A 15374-nucleotide genomic window follows, 5' to 3' on the forward strand; every position below is an offset into this window, starting at 1 on the left:
TTATTGTTCCTCGATTGCAGACTTCGGGGGCCGGCTCTAACCCAAGAAATACAGGGGCCAAAAAATACAGGCCCTAGGAAATACAGGGCGATCCCATGTCAAACATCATTGGTCAGCCGCGCAAGATCCGCATCATTCACTTGGACTAGATCAAACGCGAGCCGCTCTCAGCCGCAGATCTACTGGCCGAAACGGCGAGCGGCTTCCGGGCCGAAATCCTTCGGACTAAAACCGGGTTTGTTCAACATGTAGCCGTTGCGCTGCTCATTGATCAGGTTGAACGCCAGGTAACTGCCGGCATTGAGGTCGTAGTACAGGCCCACGCCGGCTTGCAGTCGCTGGGTTTCATAGGCGTAGAAGAAGTTGAGCATCGAGGTGCGCCACAGCTCGCCACGGTTGTCGTAGTTGTCCGCGAGCATCGGGTACCAGGTGTCTTCGTCGATGTACAACTTGCGCTTGCCGTAGAGGTGGCGATAGCCCGGTTTGAGGGTGCCTTCCAGCTCCCAGACCCGATGACGTTCGAAGCGCAGGGCATCCGGGTTGATATGCCCCGGGATCAACAGGTCGGCGTATTTGAGATTGGGCGAATGCAGGCGATAGGTGTTGTAGGGAATGAACATCTCGCGCTTGCCGACGATCTTCCAGTCGTAGCGCTGGCCCGAACCGTTGAACAGACGCACCTCATCTACGGTGAGCGAACCGCCGCTGCCGGGGAACGACATGTCGAAGCCATAACCCGGCGACTGCCGCACCCGCCGCGTACCCGGATCGTAACGCCAGGACTGGCGCGGCTCGGTCTTGTCGTTCCAGAATTCGGTGCCGGTATTGATTTCGCCCTTGTCCCGTTGCGGTAAGAGGGTTTCGTTGAGGTAGAACGACGAGTTGCCGGTCGTTTCGCCGATCTTGCCCGGTTCCAGCGCCGGCGCCAGGTTACGCGAATGCACCCGCCCCCAGTTGATGTTGCCGTCCTTGAGCACGTAGGCGTTGTCGGAGGTGTATTCCTCAGTCCAGGCGCGCAAGGTGAAAGTCGAGGCATTCTTCAACAATTCCAGACCGCTGCGCGGTACCGGGAACGGTGTGCCACCGGTTTTTCCCACCACCCCTTCCCCCTCGTCCACCAGACGCGCGACGCTGGCATTTTCGCGGGTGGCTTTGCACACCGTGTCGTCCATGCGGAAATCGCGGTGCGAAGGATAGACCGGCATTTTGTAGGTGTTCGGGTACAACTTAAACAAGGCTTTTTGCCCGTCGGACAGCTGATCGGCGTATTGCGCCATGTTTTGCGCGGTTATCACGAACAGCGGTTTTTCGTCCGGGTACGGATCCAGCGGGTGGTTGCCGGTGCCCTTGAAATCAACATGGGGCGGTACGCCCAGCCATTTGCCGCTGAACGCCGGGATGCTGCCGTCGGCATTGCCAGCCTTCTGCGCGCCCATGCAGGTCAAGGCGCTGCCCAAGCGTTCAACGTCTTCCGGTGCCGCATTTGCCATGCCCATGGCACAGCATCCCACCAACAACGCCAGGGCCCGGCCAGGGAGCTCATTACTGCCGATCATTCTTATTCTCCTTATCAAGGTTCGACATCGGTTTCCCAGTATCGACAGGCCATGATCCCGGCAGCATCGTCCGCACGGACTAACGCATTTTGGCGCCGATCGCCGTCACACTCGTGACACCGCAGGTGGCTGCGGCGCGCCCAGTGCTACCACGCTGTTGAGCATGATCCGCACCAGTTCGGTCTGGCGCCGCACACCGGTCTTGGAAAAGATCGAACGCAAGTGGGCACGGGCGGTATTGCGGCGGATATTGAGGATCTGCGAGGCCTCCTCCAGCGAGAGGCCGTTCGCCAGTTCCAGCGCAAGGCCGGTTTCCGCCGGGGTCAGGTTGTACAGTTGCGATGTCAGTACCGAGCTCACCAGGGACTTGCCCACCGCATCGCGCACATACACCACCACCGTGGGCTTGCCGTTGCCTTCGAGCAGTTCTTGTGACGGAATCAGCTCTACCACTACGCCCAGGCTGACCTGGCCCGAAGGTCGGGAAATCGAGGTTGCCTCGGCGATCTGGACACCGTGTTCCGCGCCTTGCCTGGAACGTTGGAAGGCGTTACGCACCAGGCGCGAAAGCTCGCGATTGTCACTGGGGTACGTCGCCTCCAGTCGACCACCCACCACTTTGAGGCCGTCCTGGCTGTCGAGAATTTCCCGGGCCACAGGATTGAGCTGCACCACGGTGCCGTTTTCATCGAGGACGATGGTCGCCACCGCGAGGCGATTGATCGTCTGCGAATACAGGCTGCCCAGGGACTCGCTGCGGTCGAGCAACGCATGCATGTGCAGGGCCCGGCGCAAGTGCGGCAACAACATCGCACACATGGCGCGCTCGGTGTCGCTGAAACGCGGGTGACTCTGTGGTCGGTTGATGCGAAACCGTACAGTGCCGCCATCCGGCATGCGGATGTCGGCACCGAGCATGTGGTAACAACCGTAGGGCTCGCAATACAGCAGATAGAACGCTGAACGGCCCCATTCTTCATCGCTCATCAGTTCGTCGATGGTGAAGACCTTGTCGGTGACCAGGCCGTCGAACAGCGAGGATTTGGGGTAGTAGGCGTAATGGTTGATCCCGCCCTCCCCCAACTCGACATCGCCGGCGACGATCATTGGCGAGAGCAGCGGCTCTTGCTGCTCGCGCAGAATCAAGGTGACGAAATTGGCCTTGAACAACGACCGCATCTGGTGCAACGAATCGTTCAGGCAGCGGGTATCCATCGCCGAGTCATAGATGTTGCCGATGATCAGTTCGTACTCGGCCAGTTCCAGGCCCATTTGCGCCAGGACCTGTGCGTTGGGCAGACTACTTTGCATAACCATTCCCCAGCAGAGGGCCCGACCGCCAGGCCCCCATGGTTTCAGTTGAAGGTGCGATGCTTCACGGCAATTCGAACAACCCGGCGGCTCCCATGCCCCCCCCGATGCACATGGCAATCACCACATAACGCACGCCCCGACGGCGCCCTTCGAGCAAGGCGTGGCCGACCATCCGCGCGCCGGACATGCCAAACGGATGACCGATGGCGATCGCCCCGCCATTGACGTTCAGGCGCTCGGCGGGGATCTGCAGGGCATCGCGGCAATGCAACACCTGGCTGGCGAAGGCTTCGTTGATTTCCCACAGTCCGATATCCGCCACGCTCAGGCCAAATCGCTTGAGCAACCTGGGAATCGCGATGACCGGACCGATGCCCATTTCTTCCGGCGCGCAACCGCCCACGGCAATACCGCGGTAAATGCCCAACGGCGTCAGGCCACGGCGTTTGGCCTCGCCACGACTCATCAACAGGCTGGCCGCGGCACCGTCGGAGAACTGCGAAGCGTTGCCAGCGGTGACGAATTCACCCTGCTCGATCCACTTGCCGTCCTTCCATACCGGTTTCAGTGCCGCCAGATCTTCCATGCGCGTGTTGGGCCGGTTGCATTCGTCACGCACCACCTGCACGCGCTCATGACCGTTGGGCTGGCCATCGGCGGCGAACAGCAGCTTGTCCACGCTCAGCCCGACAATTTCCTCGTCGAACAGACCGTCCCGCTGTGCGGCGGCAGTACGCAGCTGGCTTAGCAGGGAATACTCATCCTGGGCAGCACGGCTGATGCCATAACGACGCGCTACGATCTCGGCGGTTTCGATCATCGGAATATAGGCGCTGGGCATTACCTGCAGCACCGCTTCGGACTGGGAGCGGAAGATGTTCTTGTGCTTGGTCTGGGTCAGCGACAACGACTCCACTCCGCCGCCGATGGCGATGTTCATTTCGCCGGTCATGATGCCCTTGGCGGCCACGCCGATGCTCATCAATCCCGAGGCGCACATCCGGTCCAGGGCCATGCCCGGCACGCTGTCGGGCAGGCCACCCGTATAGGCGCAGAGCCGGCCGATGTTGTAGGCCTGGGTGCCCTGCTGCACCGCCGCGCCCATGATCACATCCTCTACGTCAGCGGGGTCGATATTGGCGCGCTCGACCACCGCGCGTACTACATGGCCGCCGAGGACCGGAGCTTCGGTATCGTTGAACGATCCGCGAAACGACTTGGCCAGCGCGGTACGGGCGGTGGCGACGATAACGACTTCATTCAGGTCCATGGTTCACTCACTTGGAAATTGGATTGAAGGTGTAGCGGCTGATGGTGTCGATCACACAGCCAGGACGGGCCTGGCCCTCGACTTCCATGGTCATGCGCAGCACCAGTTGTACGGCGTCCCCCAGTTGTTCGGCGCGCAGGATCTGGCCGCTGCCGCGCACCCGCGAGTCGACCCTGACCGGCGCCGGGAAGCGCACCCGGTCGCTGCCGTAATTGACGCCCATCGCCATGTTTTCGAGGATCAACAACTGCGGCATGAACAGATTCGCCAGGGACTGCGTCAGGTAGCCATGAGCAATGCAGGCGCCAAACGGGCCGCTGGCAGCGCGCACCGGGTCGACATGAATCCACTGGTGATCACTGGTGGCTTCGGCGAACAGGTCGATGCGCTGCTGGTCAATGGTCAACCAGTCGGTATGGCCCAGGTCCAGGCCTTCGGCAGCCAGTAGATCCTGGGCGGTGCGGAACACGTGACTCATGATTGAACCCTCACGCCTGCTGTGAACTGACGGACAGCACTTCGCCCACCATGTAGGAGGCGTAGTCGCTGGCGAGGAACATCATCACGTTGGCCACTTCCCAGACTTCGGCGGCGCGACCGAACGCCTCGCGCCCCGCCAGGCTGGCGAGCAGTTCTTCACTCGAGGCTTTCTTGAGAAAATCGTGCAACGCAATCGATGGCGAGACCGCGTTGATGCGCACCCCGAACTCGGCAGCTTCCAGGGCACTGCAGCGGGTCAGCGCCATGACTCCGGCCTTGGCGGCGGCGTAATGTGCCTGTTCCTTCTGCGCGCGCCAGCCGAGCACCGAAGCATTGTTGACGATGGCTCCGGCACCACGCTGCTGCATGTGCGGCAACATCGCACGGGTCATGCGGAACGTACCGGTAAGGGTGACGTCCAGCACCCGCAGCCATTCTTCGTCGGTCATGTCCACCACGCGTTTCTGACCGCCAAGGCCGGCGTTGTTGATCAGCACATCGACCCCGTCCAACACCTCTTCAGCTGCCGCCACCAACGCTTGGACTTCGTCCTCGACGGTGACATTGCACAACTGGCCATAAATCGCCTGCAGGCCGGTCTCGGCCTTGAGGCGCTCCACCGCTTCTTCCAGCCGGCGCGGATGGACGTCGGAAATCATCAGCGCCCGGCAACCCTCCTCGGCACTGCGCCGGGCCGCCGAATAACCGATGCCGGCACCGGCGGCAGCGGTAATCAACACCGACTTGCCGGCCAGCAATTGATGTCCAGGAACATAAGGGGGGGCGTGTTTCACAGCGTCTACCTCCGAAGAAATGTATACGCTGCATTTGTACGGACGAGGCCGGTCGGGCGCATCGTCAAAATGGGGTAGAAAGGCTCAGCTCCCCCAGACCTTCTGGGCCTTTGGTGCTTCGGCGAGGATTGCATCCACCACGGGGCCGATTTCTTCGACCTGCCACATCGCGCCCTTGTCGCGAGTGACGCCCGTACGCCAGCCGTCACCGAGGGAGATTCTGCCGCCCTGGCTCTCAAAGATATGGCCGGTGACGTGAGCCGACGCCGGGCTGCCCAGCCACACCACCAGCGGGGCGACGTTTTCTGCGGCCCAGGCATCGAAGCTGCCGTCTTCGGGTTTCTTGACCATGTCGGGCATCGCGCTTTCGGTCATCGAGGTCCGTGCAGCCGGCGCCAGGGCGTTGGCGGTAACGCCATAGCGCGCCAGTTCCGCCGCTTGCACCAGGGTCAACGCCGCGATGCCGCCCTTGGCCGCCGAATAATTGGACTGCCCCACCGAGCCCTGCAGCCCAGCGCCGGAGCTGGTGTTTATGATGCGCGCATCAACCGGCGTGCCGGCCTTGGCTAGGTCGCGCCAGCGCCGACCGAGGATGTTGGCAATGCAGTAATGCCCCTTGAGGTGCACGCGCATGACCATGTCCCAGTCTTCTTCGCTGAGACTGATGAACATGCGGTCGCGCAACACACCGGCGTTGTTGATCAACACATGCACTTCACCAAACCTCGCCAGCGCCGCATCGACGATGCGCTGGGCGGTGGCAAGGGTGGTAATGTCATCGCTGTTAGCGATGGCCTGGCCACCCTTGGCGCGGATATCCCCCGCCACATCTTCGGCGGCTTCGGCGCGAATATCGTTGACCACCACATTGGCCCCTTGCGCGGCGAATGCCAGGGCGTAAGCGCGACCGAGGCCGCCACCGGCCCCGGTGATGATCACGGTGCGGTCTGCACACATCGTCATGTTTGACTCCTCAGATTTTTTAGTCGGCCGCTCACTTGAAACGGCGGCCCGCAGCAAAACTACAAGCGTTCGATGATTGTCACGTTGGCCTGGCCGCCGCCTTCGCACATGGTCTGCAGGCCATAACGACCGCCGCTGCATTCCAGCTCGTTGAGCAGCGTGGTCATCAAGCGTGCCCCAGTCGCGCCCAACGGATGCCCCAGGGCAATCGCGCCGCCGTTGACGTTGGTGCGCGCCGGGTCGTAATCCAGCTCCTTGGCCCAGGCCATCACCACCGAGGCGAAAGCTTCGTTGATCTCGACCCGGTCGATGTCGGCCATGCTCAGGCCACTTTTGGCCAAGGCGCGGCGGGTGGCGGCTATCGGCGCGGTGAGGTGCCAGATCGGATCGTCACCGAGCACGGTCAAATGATGAATCCGCGCCCGCGGCGTCAGGTCATAGCGCTTGAGGGCGGCTTCCGACACCACCAACAGCGCGGCCGAGGCGTCGCAGGTCTGGCTCGACACCGCTGCGGTGATCGAGGGGAACTGCGGGTCCACCGGTTGCAACTCGGCCATCTTCGCCAGGCTGCTGTGACGCGGCGTTTCATCCACCGCCAGCCCTTGGCACGTGACGATTTCCCGGGCGAAGCGGCCACTGGCGATAGCGGCCAACGCCTTTTCATGGCTTTGCAAGGCAAACTCCTCCATTTGCTCGCGGCTGATTTGCCAGTGGTCGGCAATCCGTTGCGCGGCGTAGAACTGGTTGACCTGTTGCTGACCGAACCGCGCCTGCCAGCCGACGCTGCCCGAGAATGGATCGGCAAATCCCAAGGGCTGACCGGCAAGCATCGCCGAGGAAATCGGGATCTGGGTCATGGTTTGCACCCCGCCCACCGCGACCACATCCTGGGTCCCGCTCATCACCGCCTGCGCGGCAAAATGCAGCGCCTGTTGCGACGAGCCGCACTGGCGATCCACGGTGGTACCGGGCACCGTCAGCGGCAACCCGGCGGCCAGCCAACTGGTGCGGGCGATGTCGCCGGCCTGTGAACCAATGGTGTCGACGCAACCGAATATCACATCATCGTAATCCTCGGCGGGGATCACATTGCGCTCCACCAGCGCCTTGAGCACGTGGGCACCGAGGTCAATGGCGTGGATCTGGCTCAACGAGCCCTTGCGCCGGCCGGTCGGGCTGCGCAGTGCATCAACGATATAGGCTTGGGCCATGGGTCATTCCTCGAAAGTGTGCCCCGGCCCCAGGCCGGTGGTGTCGGCGAACAGGTAGTCGCTGACACGGGTTTTGTGAAAGCCGCGATCACCCCAGGATGGATCGAGGGCCCAGGCGCGCTTCATGAACATCTGCAGATCCACTTCCCAGGTGTAGCCCATCGCGCCATGCACCTGAATGCCCTTGCGCGCAGCAATCCAGCTCGCTTCGTTGGCTGCCAGGCGCGCCTGGGACACCCACACGCCGGCGTTCACATCGCCCCGGGCGATGGCATGGGCGGCGCGGTACAACACGGGCTTGGCCTGTTCGATGTAGCGCGCTACATCGGCCAGGTGGTGCTTGACCGCCTGGAAGCTGCCGATCGGCTTGCCGAACTGTTTGCGCTGGGCCACATAGTCCACCGACAGGTCGAGCATGCGCTGCGCCAGCCCGAGCAATTGCCCGGCCACCGACAGCGCACCACGGTCCAGAACGCACGCCAACAACGCACGCCCCTGTTCACCACTGGCGATGCAGGTGACCGGCCCAGGGTTCCAGGTCACCTGGCCCAGACGCCGCGAGGCATCGATGCTCGGCTGGTTTTGCACATCCACGTGGGCGCGCGGCACCACGTGGATGTCATCGCCGTCGCTAAGGATCAGCACTTCAGCCGAATGCGCATCGCTGACCAGGGGATTGACCGGATGACTGATCGCCAGACGCAGGCTGCCATCGGCAATCCGTGGCAACAGCGCGGCGCGGGCCGGATGCTGCGCCGGCAGGGCCGCGAGCAGGCCACAGGCAACATAAGCCGTATCGGCCAATGAATCGGGAATGGCGTAGTAGCCCAGCTCCTGGCTCATCAACGCCCAGGTCACGTCATCCATGCCCAGGCCACCTTCCGCCTCAGGCACCGATAGGGCCGTCAGCCCCTGCTCGGCAATTTTGTTGCGCAGATCGCGGGAACGCCCGACATCGGTTTCCCAGATTTCCCGGAGCATTTCAGGGGCGGCTTCGGTCATCAGGAAGCGACTGATGGCTTCGCGGAACGCCAACTGGTCGTCGTTGAAAGTGAAGTCCATGGCGGTTCCTTATTTCGGCAAACCGAGCATGCGCTCGGCGATGATGTTGCGCTGGATTTCGTTGGTCCCGGCGTAGATCGGCCCGGCCTGGGCAAACAGGAAGCCCTCCAGCCAGCCCGCCGCATCGCCCGCTTGCGCACCTTTTGCCAACAGCTCGCCACGGGTGCCGAGAATGCGCATGGCAGTCTCGTGCAGCTTCAGGTCCAGCTCCGACCAGATGATTTTGTTGATGCTTGATTCGGCACCGATTTGCTCACCGCGGCTCAAGCGCCCCACCGTGTGATAGGCCGACAGCGCATAAGCTTCGGCCGTCATCCAGGTGTCCAGCACGGCATCGCGCAGGCCGGGATCACGGTCGGCACTGGCGCGATTGGCTTTGTACAGCTCGACCAGTTTGCGCGCCGGAGCCAGGAAGCGGGCGGGCGAACGCAGCAGCAACCCGCGCTCGAAACCGGCGGTGGCCATCGCCACATGCCAACCCTGCCCTTCGCCGCCAATGCGGTTGGCGACCGGCACGCGCACGTCGTCGAAAAATACCTCGGCGAAGGATTCCTTGCCGTTAAGCGCCTTGATCGGGCGAATGCTGACCCCCGGCGTATCCAGCGGCACCATGACAAACGACAAGCCATGGTGACGGGTCGATCCCGGCTCGCTGCGGAACAGGCCAAACAGCCAGTCAGCAAAAGTCGCCCGGCTCGACCAGGTTTTCTGCCCATTGATCACGTAGTGGTCGCCATCGAGCACAGCCTTGCTGGTAATCGCCGCCATGTCGGACCCGGCATTAGGCTCCGACCAGCCTTGCGCCCACATGTCCAGGCTGGCGGCCATGCGCGGCAGAAATCGCTGCTTCTGCTCCTCGGTGCCAAACTCCATCAGGGTCGGCCCTAGCAGCAACTGGCCATTTTGGTTGATGCGCATCGGCGCGCCCGCACCGTAATACTCTTCTTCGAAAATCAGCCACTCGATCAGGTCGCAACCACGACCGCCGAGATCGGCCGGCCACATCACCATCGACCAGCGGCTCTCGAACAGCTTGGCCTCCCAGGCGCGGTGCTGTTCAAAACCCTCGCGGGTGTCGTAACTGGCCAGCGGTTCGTGTGGCAGGTTGGCTGCCAGCCAGGCGCGGACTTCGGCGCGGAAGGCGGTTTGCTTGGGGGTGTAAGTCAGGTCCATGGCGTTATCTCAGAACTTGGCGTCGCGTTTTTCGACGAAGGCCCGGCGCGTTTCCGCAGAGTCCGGGCTGCTATAGGCCTGCATGGTGAAACCCTGCTCCCAGCGGTATTTGTCTTCCAGGTTGCCGTCTTCGATGCCGTTCAAGGCTTCCTTGGCGATGCGGATCATGCCCGGGCTTTTTTCAGCGATTTTCGCCGCGATGGCCAACGCGGTTTCGCGCAGTTGGTCCCTGGGCACGATGCGTTCGATAAAGCCGTATTGCAGGGCATCCGGTGCGCTGATGCTGTCGCCGGTAAAAAACAGGTAGCGGACTTTTTGCACCGGGAACAACCGCTGCAGGTGCGCACCGCCGCCCATGGCACCGCGGTCGACTTCCGGCAGGGCAAAGGTCGCGCACTCCGAGGCGACGACAATATCTGCCGCACCGGTGATGCCAATGCCACCGCCGAGGACAAAACCATGCACCGCGACAATCACCGGCACCGGGTTGCGGTGCACGGCCTTGAACGTGGCGTAGTTACCCGAATTGACCTGGACGATGCGCTCCGGGTATTTGTCCAGTTCCTTGATGTCGACCCCGGCGCAAAAACCGCGACCTTCAGCGCGAATCACGATCACCCGCACTTCGGGGTTGGCACCCAGAGCTTCTATCTGTTGCGCCAGGGCGTGCCATTCGCCGCTGTCGAGGGCGTTGACCGGAGGTTTGGCGATCACCAGTTCAGCGATCCCCTGATTGAGTTGCGTGGTAAATGCCTGGTTCACAGGAGTTCTCCGAGACTGGCGGGATGAATTGAGGTGGGCGATTGGCTGCGTGCCAGTAGCGCATCCAGGCATTGCCGGGCTTCGACGGCGATGCTTTCGATGACTTCGCCACAGGTGAGTAACTCACCAATGGCCGCCGCGACCTGGCCGCTGGACAAGATGCCTTCGTCCGGGACGCCATCGACCATCGAGCGCTGCAACAGCACCGGCTGGTTTGCCGCCATGACGACCTGCGACAGTTGCGAGGGGTCTTCACGCAAGGCCCGGATAAACACTGAAGCCATGTGACTCAGGCTCATGCCGGTCTGCTGCTTCCATTGCCAGGCGCTGCCCAGGGCAATGCGCAGGCGCCCGAATGAGCCGGCCCGCTCCAGATGATTGATGAAGCGGTTTTCGATCATGCGGTGGCGCATGCCATCCACTGCGGTGGTCACGCGGACATGCTGCGGATCGTTGACCTTCAGGTAGCGTTCCAGGGTCGCAGCCGGTGTCGGCGATTCGCGGGTCATGAGAAACCGCGTACCCATGGCAATCCCGGCCCCCCCGGCGGCCAGCACCGAAGCGAGGCCGCGGCCGGTGGAGAAACCGCCCGCTGCGATCACTGGCACCTTGACTGCCGCCAGCACCTGGGGCAGCAGGATCGAACTGGGCACACCGCCGGTATGACCGCCACCTTCGCCGCCCTGCACGGTGATCATGTCGGCGCCCAGTTCGACGGCCTTGAGCGCGTGTTTCAAGGCACCCACAGTCGGGATGCACAACACATTGGCCGCCTTGAACCGCGCGATGGTCTGTTTGTCGGGGCCACGGCCGTAGCTCACGGCACGCAGGCGGTATTGAATCGCCAGGTCGACGCACTGGGCGGCGTTGTCCTGGAACATATGAAAGTTGAGACCAAAATTGCTGCCGCCGGTGGCGTCGATCACCTTGCGGATTTCGCCTTCCAGTTCATCGGCGGCAATGGTCGCCCCGGCCAGGAAACCGAAGCCTCCGGCTTGCGTGGTACCAATCACCAGGTTGGCATCGGCGACCCAGCCCATGGCAGTTTGAATGATCGGGTAACGGCAACCTAGGGCTTCGGTCAGCGGCGTCTGCAGCCAGCGGTTCATTGGCTTTTGTCCTCGGCCTGCTTGTTGGCGCGGGCCATGCCCTTGGCGTCGAAGCCGCCCAGCTTGTCGCCGGACAACAGCTCGTTATGAGCGTGGGCAAAGTGGTGCCAGGCGAACACCGCATCCATCGCCGTGCGCTTGCCTTGCAGGTCTTCGACGTGGTTGATCGCCTGCTTGGTCAGGGCCAGCCCCATACGTGGCTGACGGGCAATGCCGGCGGCCAGGTCGTAAGTCGCCTGCTCCAGCTCTTCGCGCGGGACCATGCGGTTGACCATGCCCACTTGCCAGGCGCGGCTGGCGCTCATGCGGTCGCCGGTGAAGAGAAACTCCTTGGCGATACGCGGGTTCATTTCATAGGGATGGGCAAAATATTCCACCCCCGGAATGCCCATGCGCACCACCGGATCCTGGAAAAACGCATCGTCGCTGGCGACGATCAGGTCGCAGACCCAGGCCAGCATCAGCCCGCCGGCGATGCACGCACCATGGACCATCGCGATGGTCGGCTTGGGCAGTTCGCGCCAGCGCCGGCACATGCCCAGGTACACCTCTTGCTCGCGAGCATACAGTTGCTCGCCACCGGGCTTGTTGGTGTGATCCCACCACAGGTGTGCGCGCTCGAATGGTTTGTCGATATCCCGTCCTGGCGTGCCGATATCGTGGCCCGCCGAGAAGTGTTTACCGTTGCCACGCAGGACGATGACCTTGACGTTGTCATCGTTCACCGCCTCGCGGAACGCGGCGTCGAGGGCGTAGGTCATCTGCGAGTTTTGCGCATTGTTGAAGGTCGGCCGGTTCAGCGTCAGCGTGGCGATGCCCTCGGCCACGCTGTAGAGCACCGGGGTGTCCGTCTCGTAGACGGCGTTGTCCGGGCGGACGATGAACTCACTGTCGCTGCTGTGCATGCGCGCCTCCTTGGGTCAGGCCGTACGGATGCCGGGCGGGTTGCCCTTGATCGCCGTGGCCCGATAATCGTGGGGGTCGAGTCGACGGATAAGCGCCAACTGTTCGTGGGTCGGTTGCACGGTTTCATGCAGCTGTGCCGACTTGAGCAACGGGAAACCGGTGTTGTCCTGGACCTGGTCGAACGTCACGCCGGGGTGCAGCGAGCGCACTTGTACAGCCCGCTCCGGTCCGTCGAAGTCGAGAACACAGAGGTCGCTGACCACGCAACGGATGTCCATCAAGTCTCGGCGAGCGCCTGCTGGCCAACGGTCGGCCTTGAAGCCGACGCCGGAGACCATGTCCACTTCGCCGCTGACAAACACCCGGGTGTTGTGGCTGGGCACGAAGAAGGAGTTAAGGTGGTTGATGCTGTTGCCGGGCAAGCCGCGCACACCGAGGATCGCGGTCCTGGGTTTTAGATAGTCACCGACACACGACAGGTTGGTCTGGCCCCAGCGGTCGATCTGGGTCGGCCCGATCATCGCGTGACGGCGGCCGCCCCACACGCATTCGAAGACCCGCTCGAACGACATGTAGCCGGAATAACGCGGCACATAGTCGCCACGTGGCCCCAAGGGGATAGGCTCTTCGATCAGGAACGCCTCGCTGTCGGTCATCAACAGTTCCGGGCTGTGGGTCAGTTTGGCCAGGCTGGCACCCAGGCGCGGAATCACGCCCAGGCCGGAAGCAATCACTTCACCGTTACCGCGCCAGGCTTCAGAAGCGGCAACGATCATCAGTTCAGCCAGGGTGAAATCACAGGTTGCAGTCATAATCGCTATTCCTCAGAACACGGGAAGGGGCAAAGCGCCCATGGAATCGGCACCGCCGTTCTGCGCCTGATAGGCCTGCTCGCCACTGGCGATGTAGGTCTGCACATAGTCGTGCCAGCCGTTTTCAGCTTGGCTGCTGGCGACGTAGTTCTTGAGGTGCTTGATGTCCCAGCCGTAATCCGGGGCGCAGAGCGTCGGGTGTGCACCCAGAGGCGCGTGCACTACACCACTCACCAGGTAACGCTCGAACGTGTTAAAGCGGGCCATGTCGGCACTCAGCGCCAGGCGATCTTCCAGACGTTCGCAAGAAACGAAACATTGGTTGGCAGCACGAGCGAACAGGTGATCGAAATACGGGTCCGGCCCGGTCACCAGGCAGTTGCCCAAGCGGTCGGCCACGTTCACATGCAGGAATGCCACATCGAGGTTAAGTGCCGGCATCGCCAGCAGCACTTCGCCATCGGCATAGGGCGACTGGATGGTTTTTATTTGCGGATTGAGGCGCGCCACATCGGTGGCCAGGCCGCACCGGGTTGGCAGGAATGGCAAGCGCATACCTGCAGCCCGCAGGCCCCACTGGAACATGCCTTCATCGAGTTCCATCAGCTCCAGCTCACCGGCTTCGCGGGCCATGCGGTAGTAAGGTTCCAGCGGTATCGCGTCGAGGGTGGCGAAGCCGAACACAAGTTTTTTGACCTTGCCGGCGGCACACAGCATGCCCACTTCAGGACCGCCATAGGCCACCACGGTCAGGTCCTTGACCGGCGACCGGAGGATCTCGCGCACGATGGCCATCGGCTTGCGCCGCGGACCCCAGCCGCCGAAACCGATGGTCATGCCGTCACGTAGTTGGGCGACCGCATCGGCCGCCGTCAGTTGTTTATTCATCATGACAATTCCTTACTGTTGGCCGACCGAAAAGTCGTGCCCCCAAATGCTCACGCGGGTGAACTCGAATGCCGAGTGCTCGGACCAGTCGACCTGCAACCCGCCGAAGCCGTATTCCAGATCGAAACCGGACGGCGTCTTCATGTAGAAGCTGGTTATGCGGTCGTTGAGGTGTTGCCCGAGGGTCGCCGAGAGGCTTACGTCATGGGCGTGCAGACGGTCGTGGGCACGCCCGACCTCAGTCATCGAATCGACCTCGACCATGACGTGCACGCAGCCCGACGGCACCGGGTATTCGGCCAGCGCGAGGCTGTGATGGCGGGCGTTCTGGCAATGCAGGAAGTGGATCCGGATCGGCGGCGCCGACGGGTCGGGGCGAAAGTTGAAAATGTCCGACAGTTCGAAGCCGAGCACATCCTTGGCGAACGCTAGTGTGGCGTCGAAATTCGGCGCCGGCAGCACGGTGTGGCCCAGGCCCATGTCGCCGGTGATAAAGCGCGGCACGCCTTGCGGCGAAATGAACGGCAGGCAATCGGAGCGATGCCCCCAGCTCAACTCATGGGTGTTGCCCGACGGATCGGTGAGTTTGACCAGTGCCTGCACGCCGCGCTGGTCGATCTCCGCGGCGGTACCCGATTGCCACTCGATACCGGCAGCGCGCAAGTGCTCAAGCGCCGCCTGGAATGCCCGCTCACTCGCCAGCTCCCAACCGGACGCCAGGTACTTGGCCTCGCTGCCTTCGACGACGAGCATACGGAACGGACGCTCGTCCATTTTCACGTACAAGCCACCGCCCGGTGCCGGCTGCACTTGCATACCCAGCACATCTTCGGCGTAACGCTGCCAATGGCTGAGGTTCTCGATCTGCGAGACGAAATAGCTCAAACCGCGAATGTCGATCATGCCTTGGTCCTCGTTGGCTGAAAGGCTTACGTGGCTGGCATTGTGCAAAGCGCTGCCCAAGGCTTCATCGTCCGTTGAGACTAAGCAGCTGCAGGAACGACGGCGCGCCGCTTCTAGTCCGTTTTAGTGATTCGAACACCGCCCCCCAGCCCCAGACTTTGCGCACACATC

General features: G+C 62.4%; 15 protein-coding genes. All 15 read right to left on the reverse strand.

Annotated elements, in window-relative coordinates; genetic code table 11:
- Positions 1–179 precede the first annotated feature (179 nt).
- The 15 genes from F8N62_RS08265 to F8N62_RS08335 all read right to left on the reverse strand — a co-directional run bounded on the left by F8N62_RS08265 (position 180) and on the right by F8N62_RS08335 (position 15203).
- The gene (locus F8N62_RS08265; RefSeq protein ID WP_150710478.1) at positions 180–1556 is read right to left on the reverse strand and encodes a DUF1329 domain-containing protein; all 1377 of its coding nucleotides are present in this window, start codon (positions 1554–1556) and stop codon (positions 180–182) included.
- 105 nt (positions 1557–1661) lie between these two features.
- A complete protein-coding gene (locus F8N62_RS08270; protein ID WP_150710479.1) occupies positions 1662–2867 on the reverse strand; it encodes a helix-turn-helix transcriptional regulator in 1206 nt (401 codons plus the stop codon).
- A 64-nt stretch (positions 2868–2931) separates the two neighbouring features.
- The gene (locus F8N62_RS08275) at positions 2932–4140 is read right to left on the reverse strand and encodes an acetyl-CoA C-acyltransferase (RefSeq protein ID WP_150710480.1); all 1209 of its coding nucleotides are present in this window, start codon (positions 4138–4140) and stop codon (positions 2932–2934) included.
- 7 nt (positions 4141–4147) lie between these two features.
- On the reverse strand, positions 4148–4618 hold the full coding sequence (locus F8N62_RS08280; protein ID WP_150710481.1) for a MaoC family dehydratase: 471 nt from the start codon (positions 4616–4618) through the stop codon (positions 4148–4150).
- Between the two features lie 10 nt (positions 4619–4628).
- Complete coding sequence (locus F8N62_RS08285; protein ID WP_150710482.1) at positions 4629–5414, reverse strand: SDR family oxidoreductase; 786 nt, start codon at positions 5412–5414, stop codon at positions 4629–4631.
- An 84-nt stretch (positions 5415–5498) separates the two neighbouring features.
- Positions 5499–6377 (reverse strand): SDR family oxidoreductase, encoded by an 879-nt coding sequence (locus F8N62_RS08290; RefSeq protein ID WP_150710483.1) that lies wholly within the window; start codon positions 6375–6377, stop codon positions 5499–5501.
- 59 nt (positions 6378–6436) lie between these two features.
- Positions 6437–7588, reverse strand: coding sequence for an acetyl-CoA C-acetyltransferase (locus tag F8N62_RS08295; RefSeq protein ID WP_150710484.1), 1152 nt, complete (start codon positions 7586–7588; stop codon positions 6437–6439).
- 3 nt (positions 7589–7591) lie between these two features.
- Positions 7592–8650, reverse strand: coding sequence for an acyl-CoA dehydrogenase family protein (locus tag F8N62_RS08300; RefSeq protein WP_150710485.1), 1059 nt, complete (start codon positions 8648–8650; stop codon positions 7592–7594).
- Positions 8651–8659: 9 nt separating this feature from the next.
- Positions 8660–9823: an acyl-CoA dehydrogenase family protein gene (locus F8N62_RS08305; protein WP_150710486.1), complete on the reverse strand. Its 1164-nt coding sequence runs from the start codon at positions 9821–9823 to the stop codon at positions 8660–8662.
- Positions 9824–9832: 9 nt separating this feature from the next.
- Positions 9833–10585: an enoyl-CoA hydratase family protein gene (locus F8N62_RS08310; RefSeq protein ID WP_150710487.1), complete on the reverse strand. Its 753-nt coding sequence runs from the start codon at positions 10583–10585 to the stop codon at positions 9833–9835.
- Positions 10582–11694, reverse strand: coding sequence for an NAD(P)H-dependent flavin oxidoreductase (locus tag F8N62_RS08315; protein ID WP_150710488.1), 1113 nt, complete (start codon positions 11692–11694; stop codon positions 10582–10584). Before F8N62_RS08315 ends, F8N62_RS08310 begins: the two co-directional genes overlap by 4 nt.
- Positions 11691–12599 (reverse strand): enoyl-CoA hydratase, encoded by a 909-nt coding sequence (locus F8N62_RS08320; RefSeq protein ID WP_150710489.1) that lies wholly within the window; start codon positions 12597–12599, stop codon positions 11691–11693. Before F8N62_RS08320 ends, F8N62_RS08315 begins: the two co-directional genes overlap by 4 nt.
- Positions 12600–12614: 15 nt before the next feature.
- Positions 12615–13412, reverse strand: a complete 798-nt coding sequence (locus tag F8N62_RS08325) for a CoA-transferase subunit beta (protein ID WP_150710490.1) — start codon at positions 13410–13412, stop codon at positions 12615–12617.
- A 12-nt stretch (positions 13413–13424) separates the two neighbouring features.
- On the reverse strand, positions 13425–14300 hold the full coding sequence (locus F8N62_RS08330) for a CoA transferase subunit A (RefSeq protein ID WP_150710552.1): 876 nt from the start codon (positions 14298–14300) through the stop codon (positions 13425–13427).
- 12 nt (positions 14301–14312) lie between these two features.
- Positions 14313–15203, reverse strand: coding sequence for a VOC family protein (locus F8N62_RS08335; protein WP_150710491.1), 891 nt, complete (start codon positions 15201–15203; stop codon positions 14313–14315).
- Positions 15204–15374: the final 171 nt, after the last annotated feature.

The sequence above is a fragment of the Pseudomonas fluorescens genome (genome assembly GCF_902497785.1).
Taxonomy (GTDB): domain Bacteria; phylum Pseudomonadota; class Gammaproteobacteria; order Pseudomonadales; family Pseudomonadaceae; genus Aquipseudomonas; species Aquipseudomonas fluorescens_BO.

What these genes read in the sequence shown, in the direction of transcription:
- F8N62_RS08335 (WP_150710491.1), bottom strand. Translation starts at nt 15,203, where the DNA reads ATGATCGACATTCGCGGTTTGAGCTATTTCGTCTCGCAGATCGAGAAC.
- F8N62_RS08300 (WP_150710485.1), bottom strand. Translation starts at nt 8,650, where the DNA reads ATGGACTTCACTTTCAACGACGACCAGTTGGCGTTCCGCGAAGCCATC.
- F8N62_RS08270 (WP_150710479.1), bottom strand. Translation starts at nt 2,867, where the DNA reads ATGCAAAGTAGTCTGCCCAACGCACAGGTCCTGGCGCAAATGGGCCTG.
- F8N62_RS08315 (WP_150710488.1), bottom strand. Translation starts at nt 11,694, where the DNA reads ATGAACCGCTGGCTGCAGACGCCGCTGACCGAAGCCCTAGGTTGCCGT.
- F8N62_RS08280 (WP_150710481.1), bottom strand. Translation starts at nt 4,618, where the DNA reads ATGAGTCACGTGTTCCGCACCGCCCAGGATCTACTGGCTGCCGAAGGC.
- F8N62_RS08325 (WP_150710490.1), bottom strand. Translation starts at nt 13,412, where the DNA reads ATGACTGCAACCTGTGATTTCACCCTGGCTGAACTGATGATCGTTGCC.
- F8N62_RS08320 (WP_150710489.1), bottom strand. Translation starts at nt 12,599, where the DNA reads ATGCACAGCAGCGACAGTGAGTTCATCGTCCGCCCGGACAACGCCGTC.
- F8N62_RS08305 (WP_150710486.1), bottom strand. Translation starts at nt 9,823, where the DNA reads ATGGACCTGACTTACACCCCCAAGCAAACCGCCTTCCGCGCCGAAGTC.
- F8N62_RS08295 (WP_150710484.1), bottom strand. Translation starts at nt 7,588, where the DNA reads ATGGCCCAAGCCTATATCGTTGATGCACTGCGCAGCCCGACCGGCCGG.
- F8N62_RS08290 (WP_150710483.1), bottom strand. Translation starts at nt 6,377, where the DNA reads ATGACGATGTGTGCAGACCGCACCGTGATCATCACCGGGGCCGGTGGC.
- F8N62_RS08275 (WP_150710480.1), bottom strand. Translation starts at nt 4,140, where the DNA reads ATGGACCTGAATGAAGTCGTTATCGTCGCCACCGCCCGTACCGCGCTG.
- F8N62_RS08330 (WP_150710552.1), bottom strand. Translation starts at nt 14,300, where the DNA reads ATGAATAAACAACTGACGGCGGCCGATGCGGTCGCCCAACTACGTGAC.
- F8N62_RS08265 (WP_150710478.1), bottom strand. Translation starts at nt 1,556, where the DNA reads ATGATCGGCAGTAATGAGCTCCCTGGCCGGGCCCTGGCGTTGTTGGTG.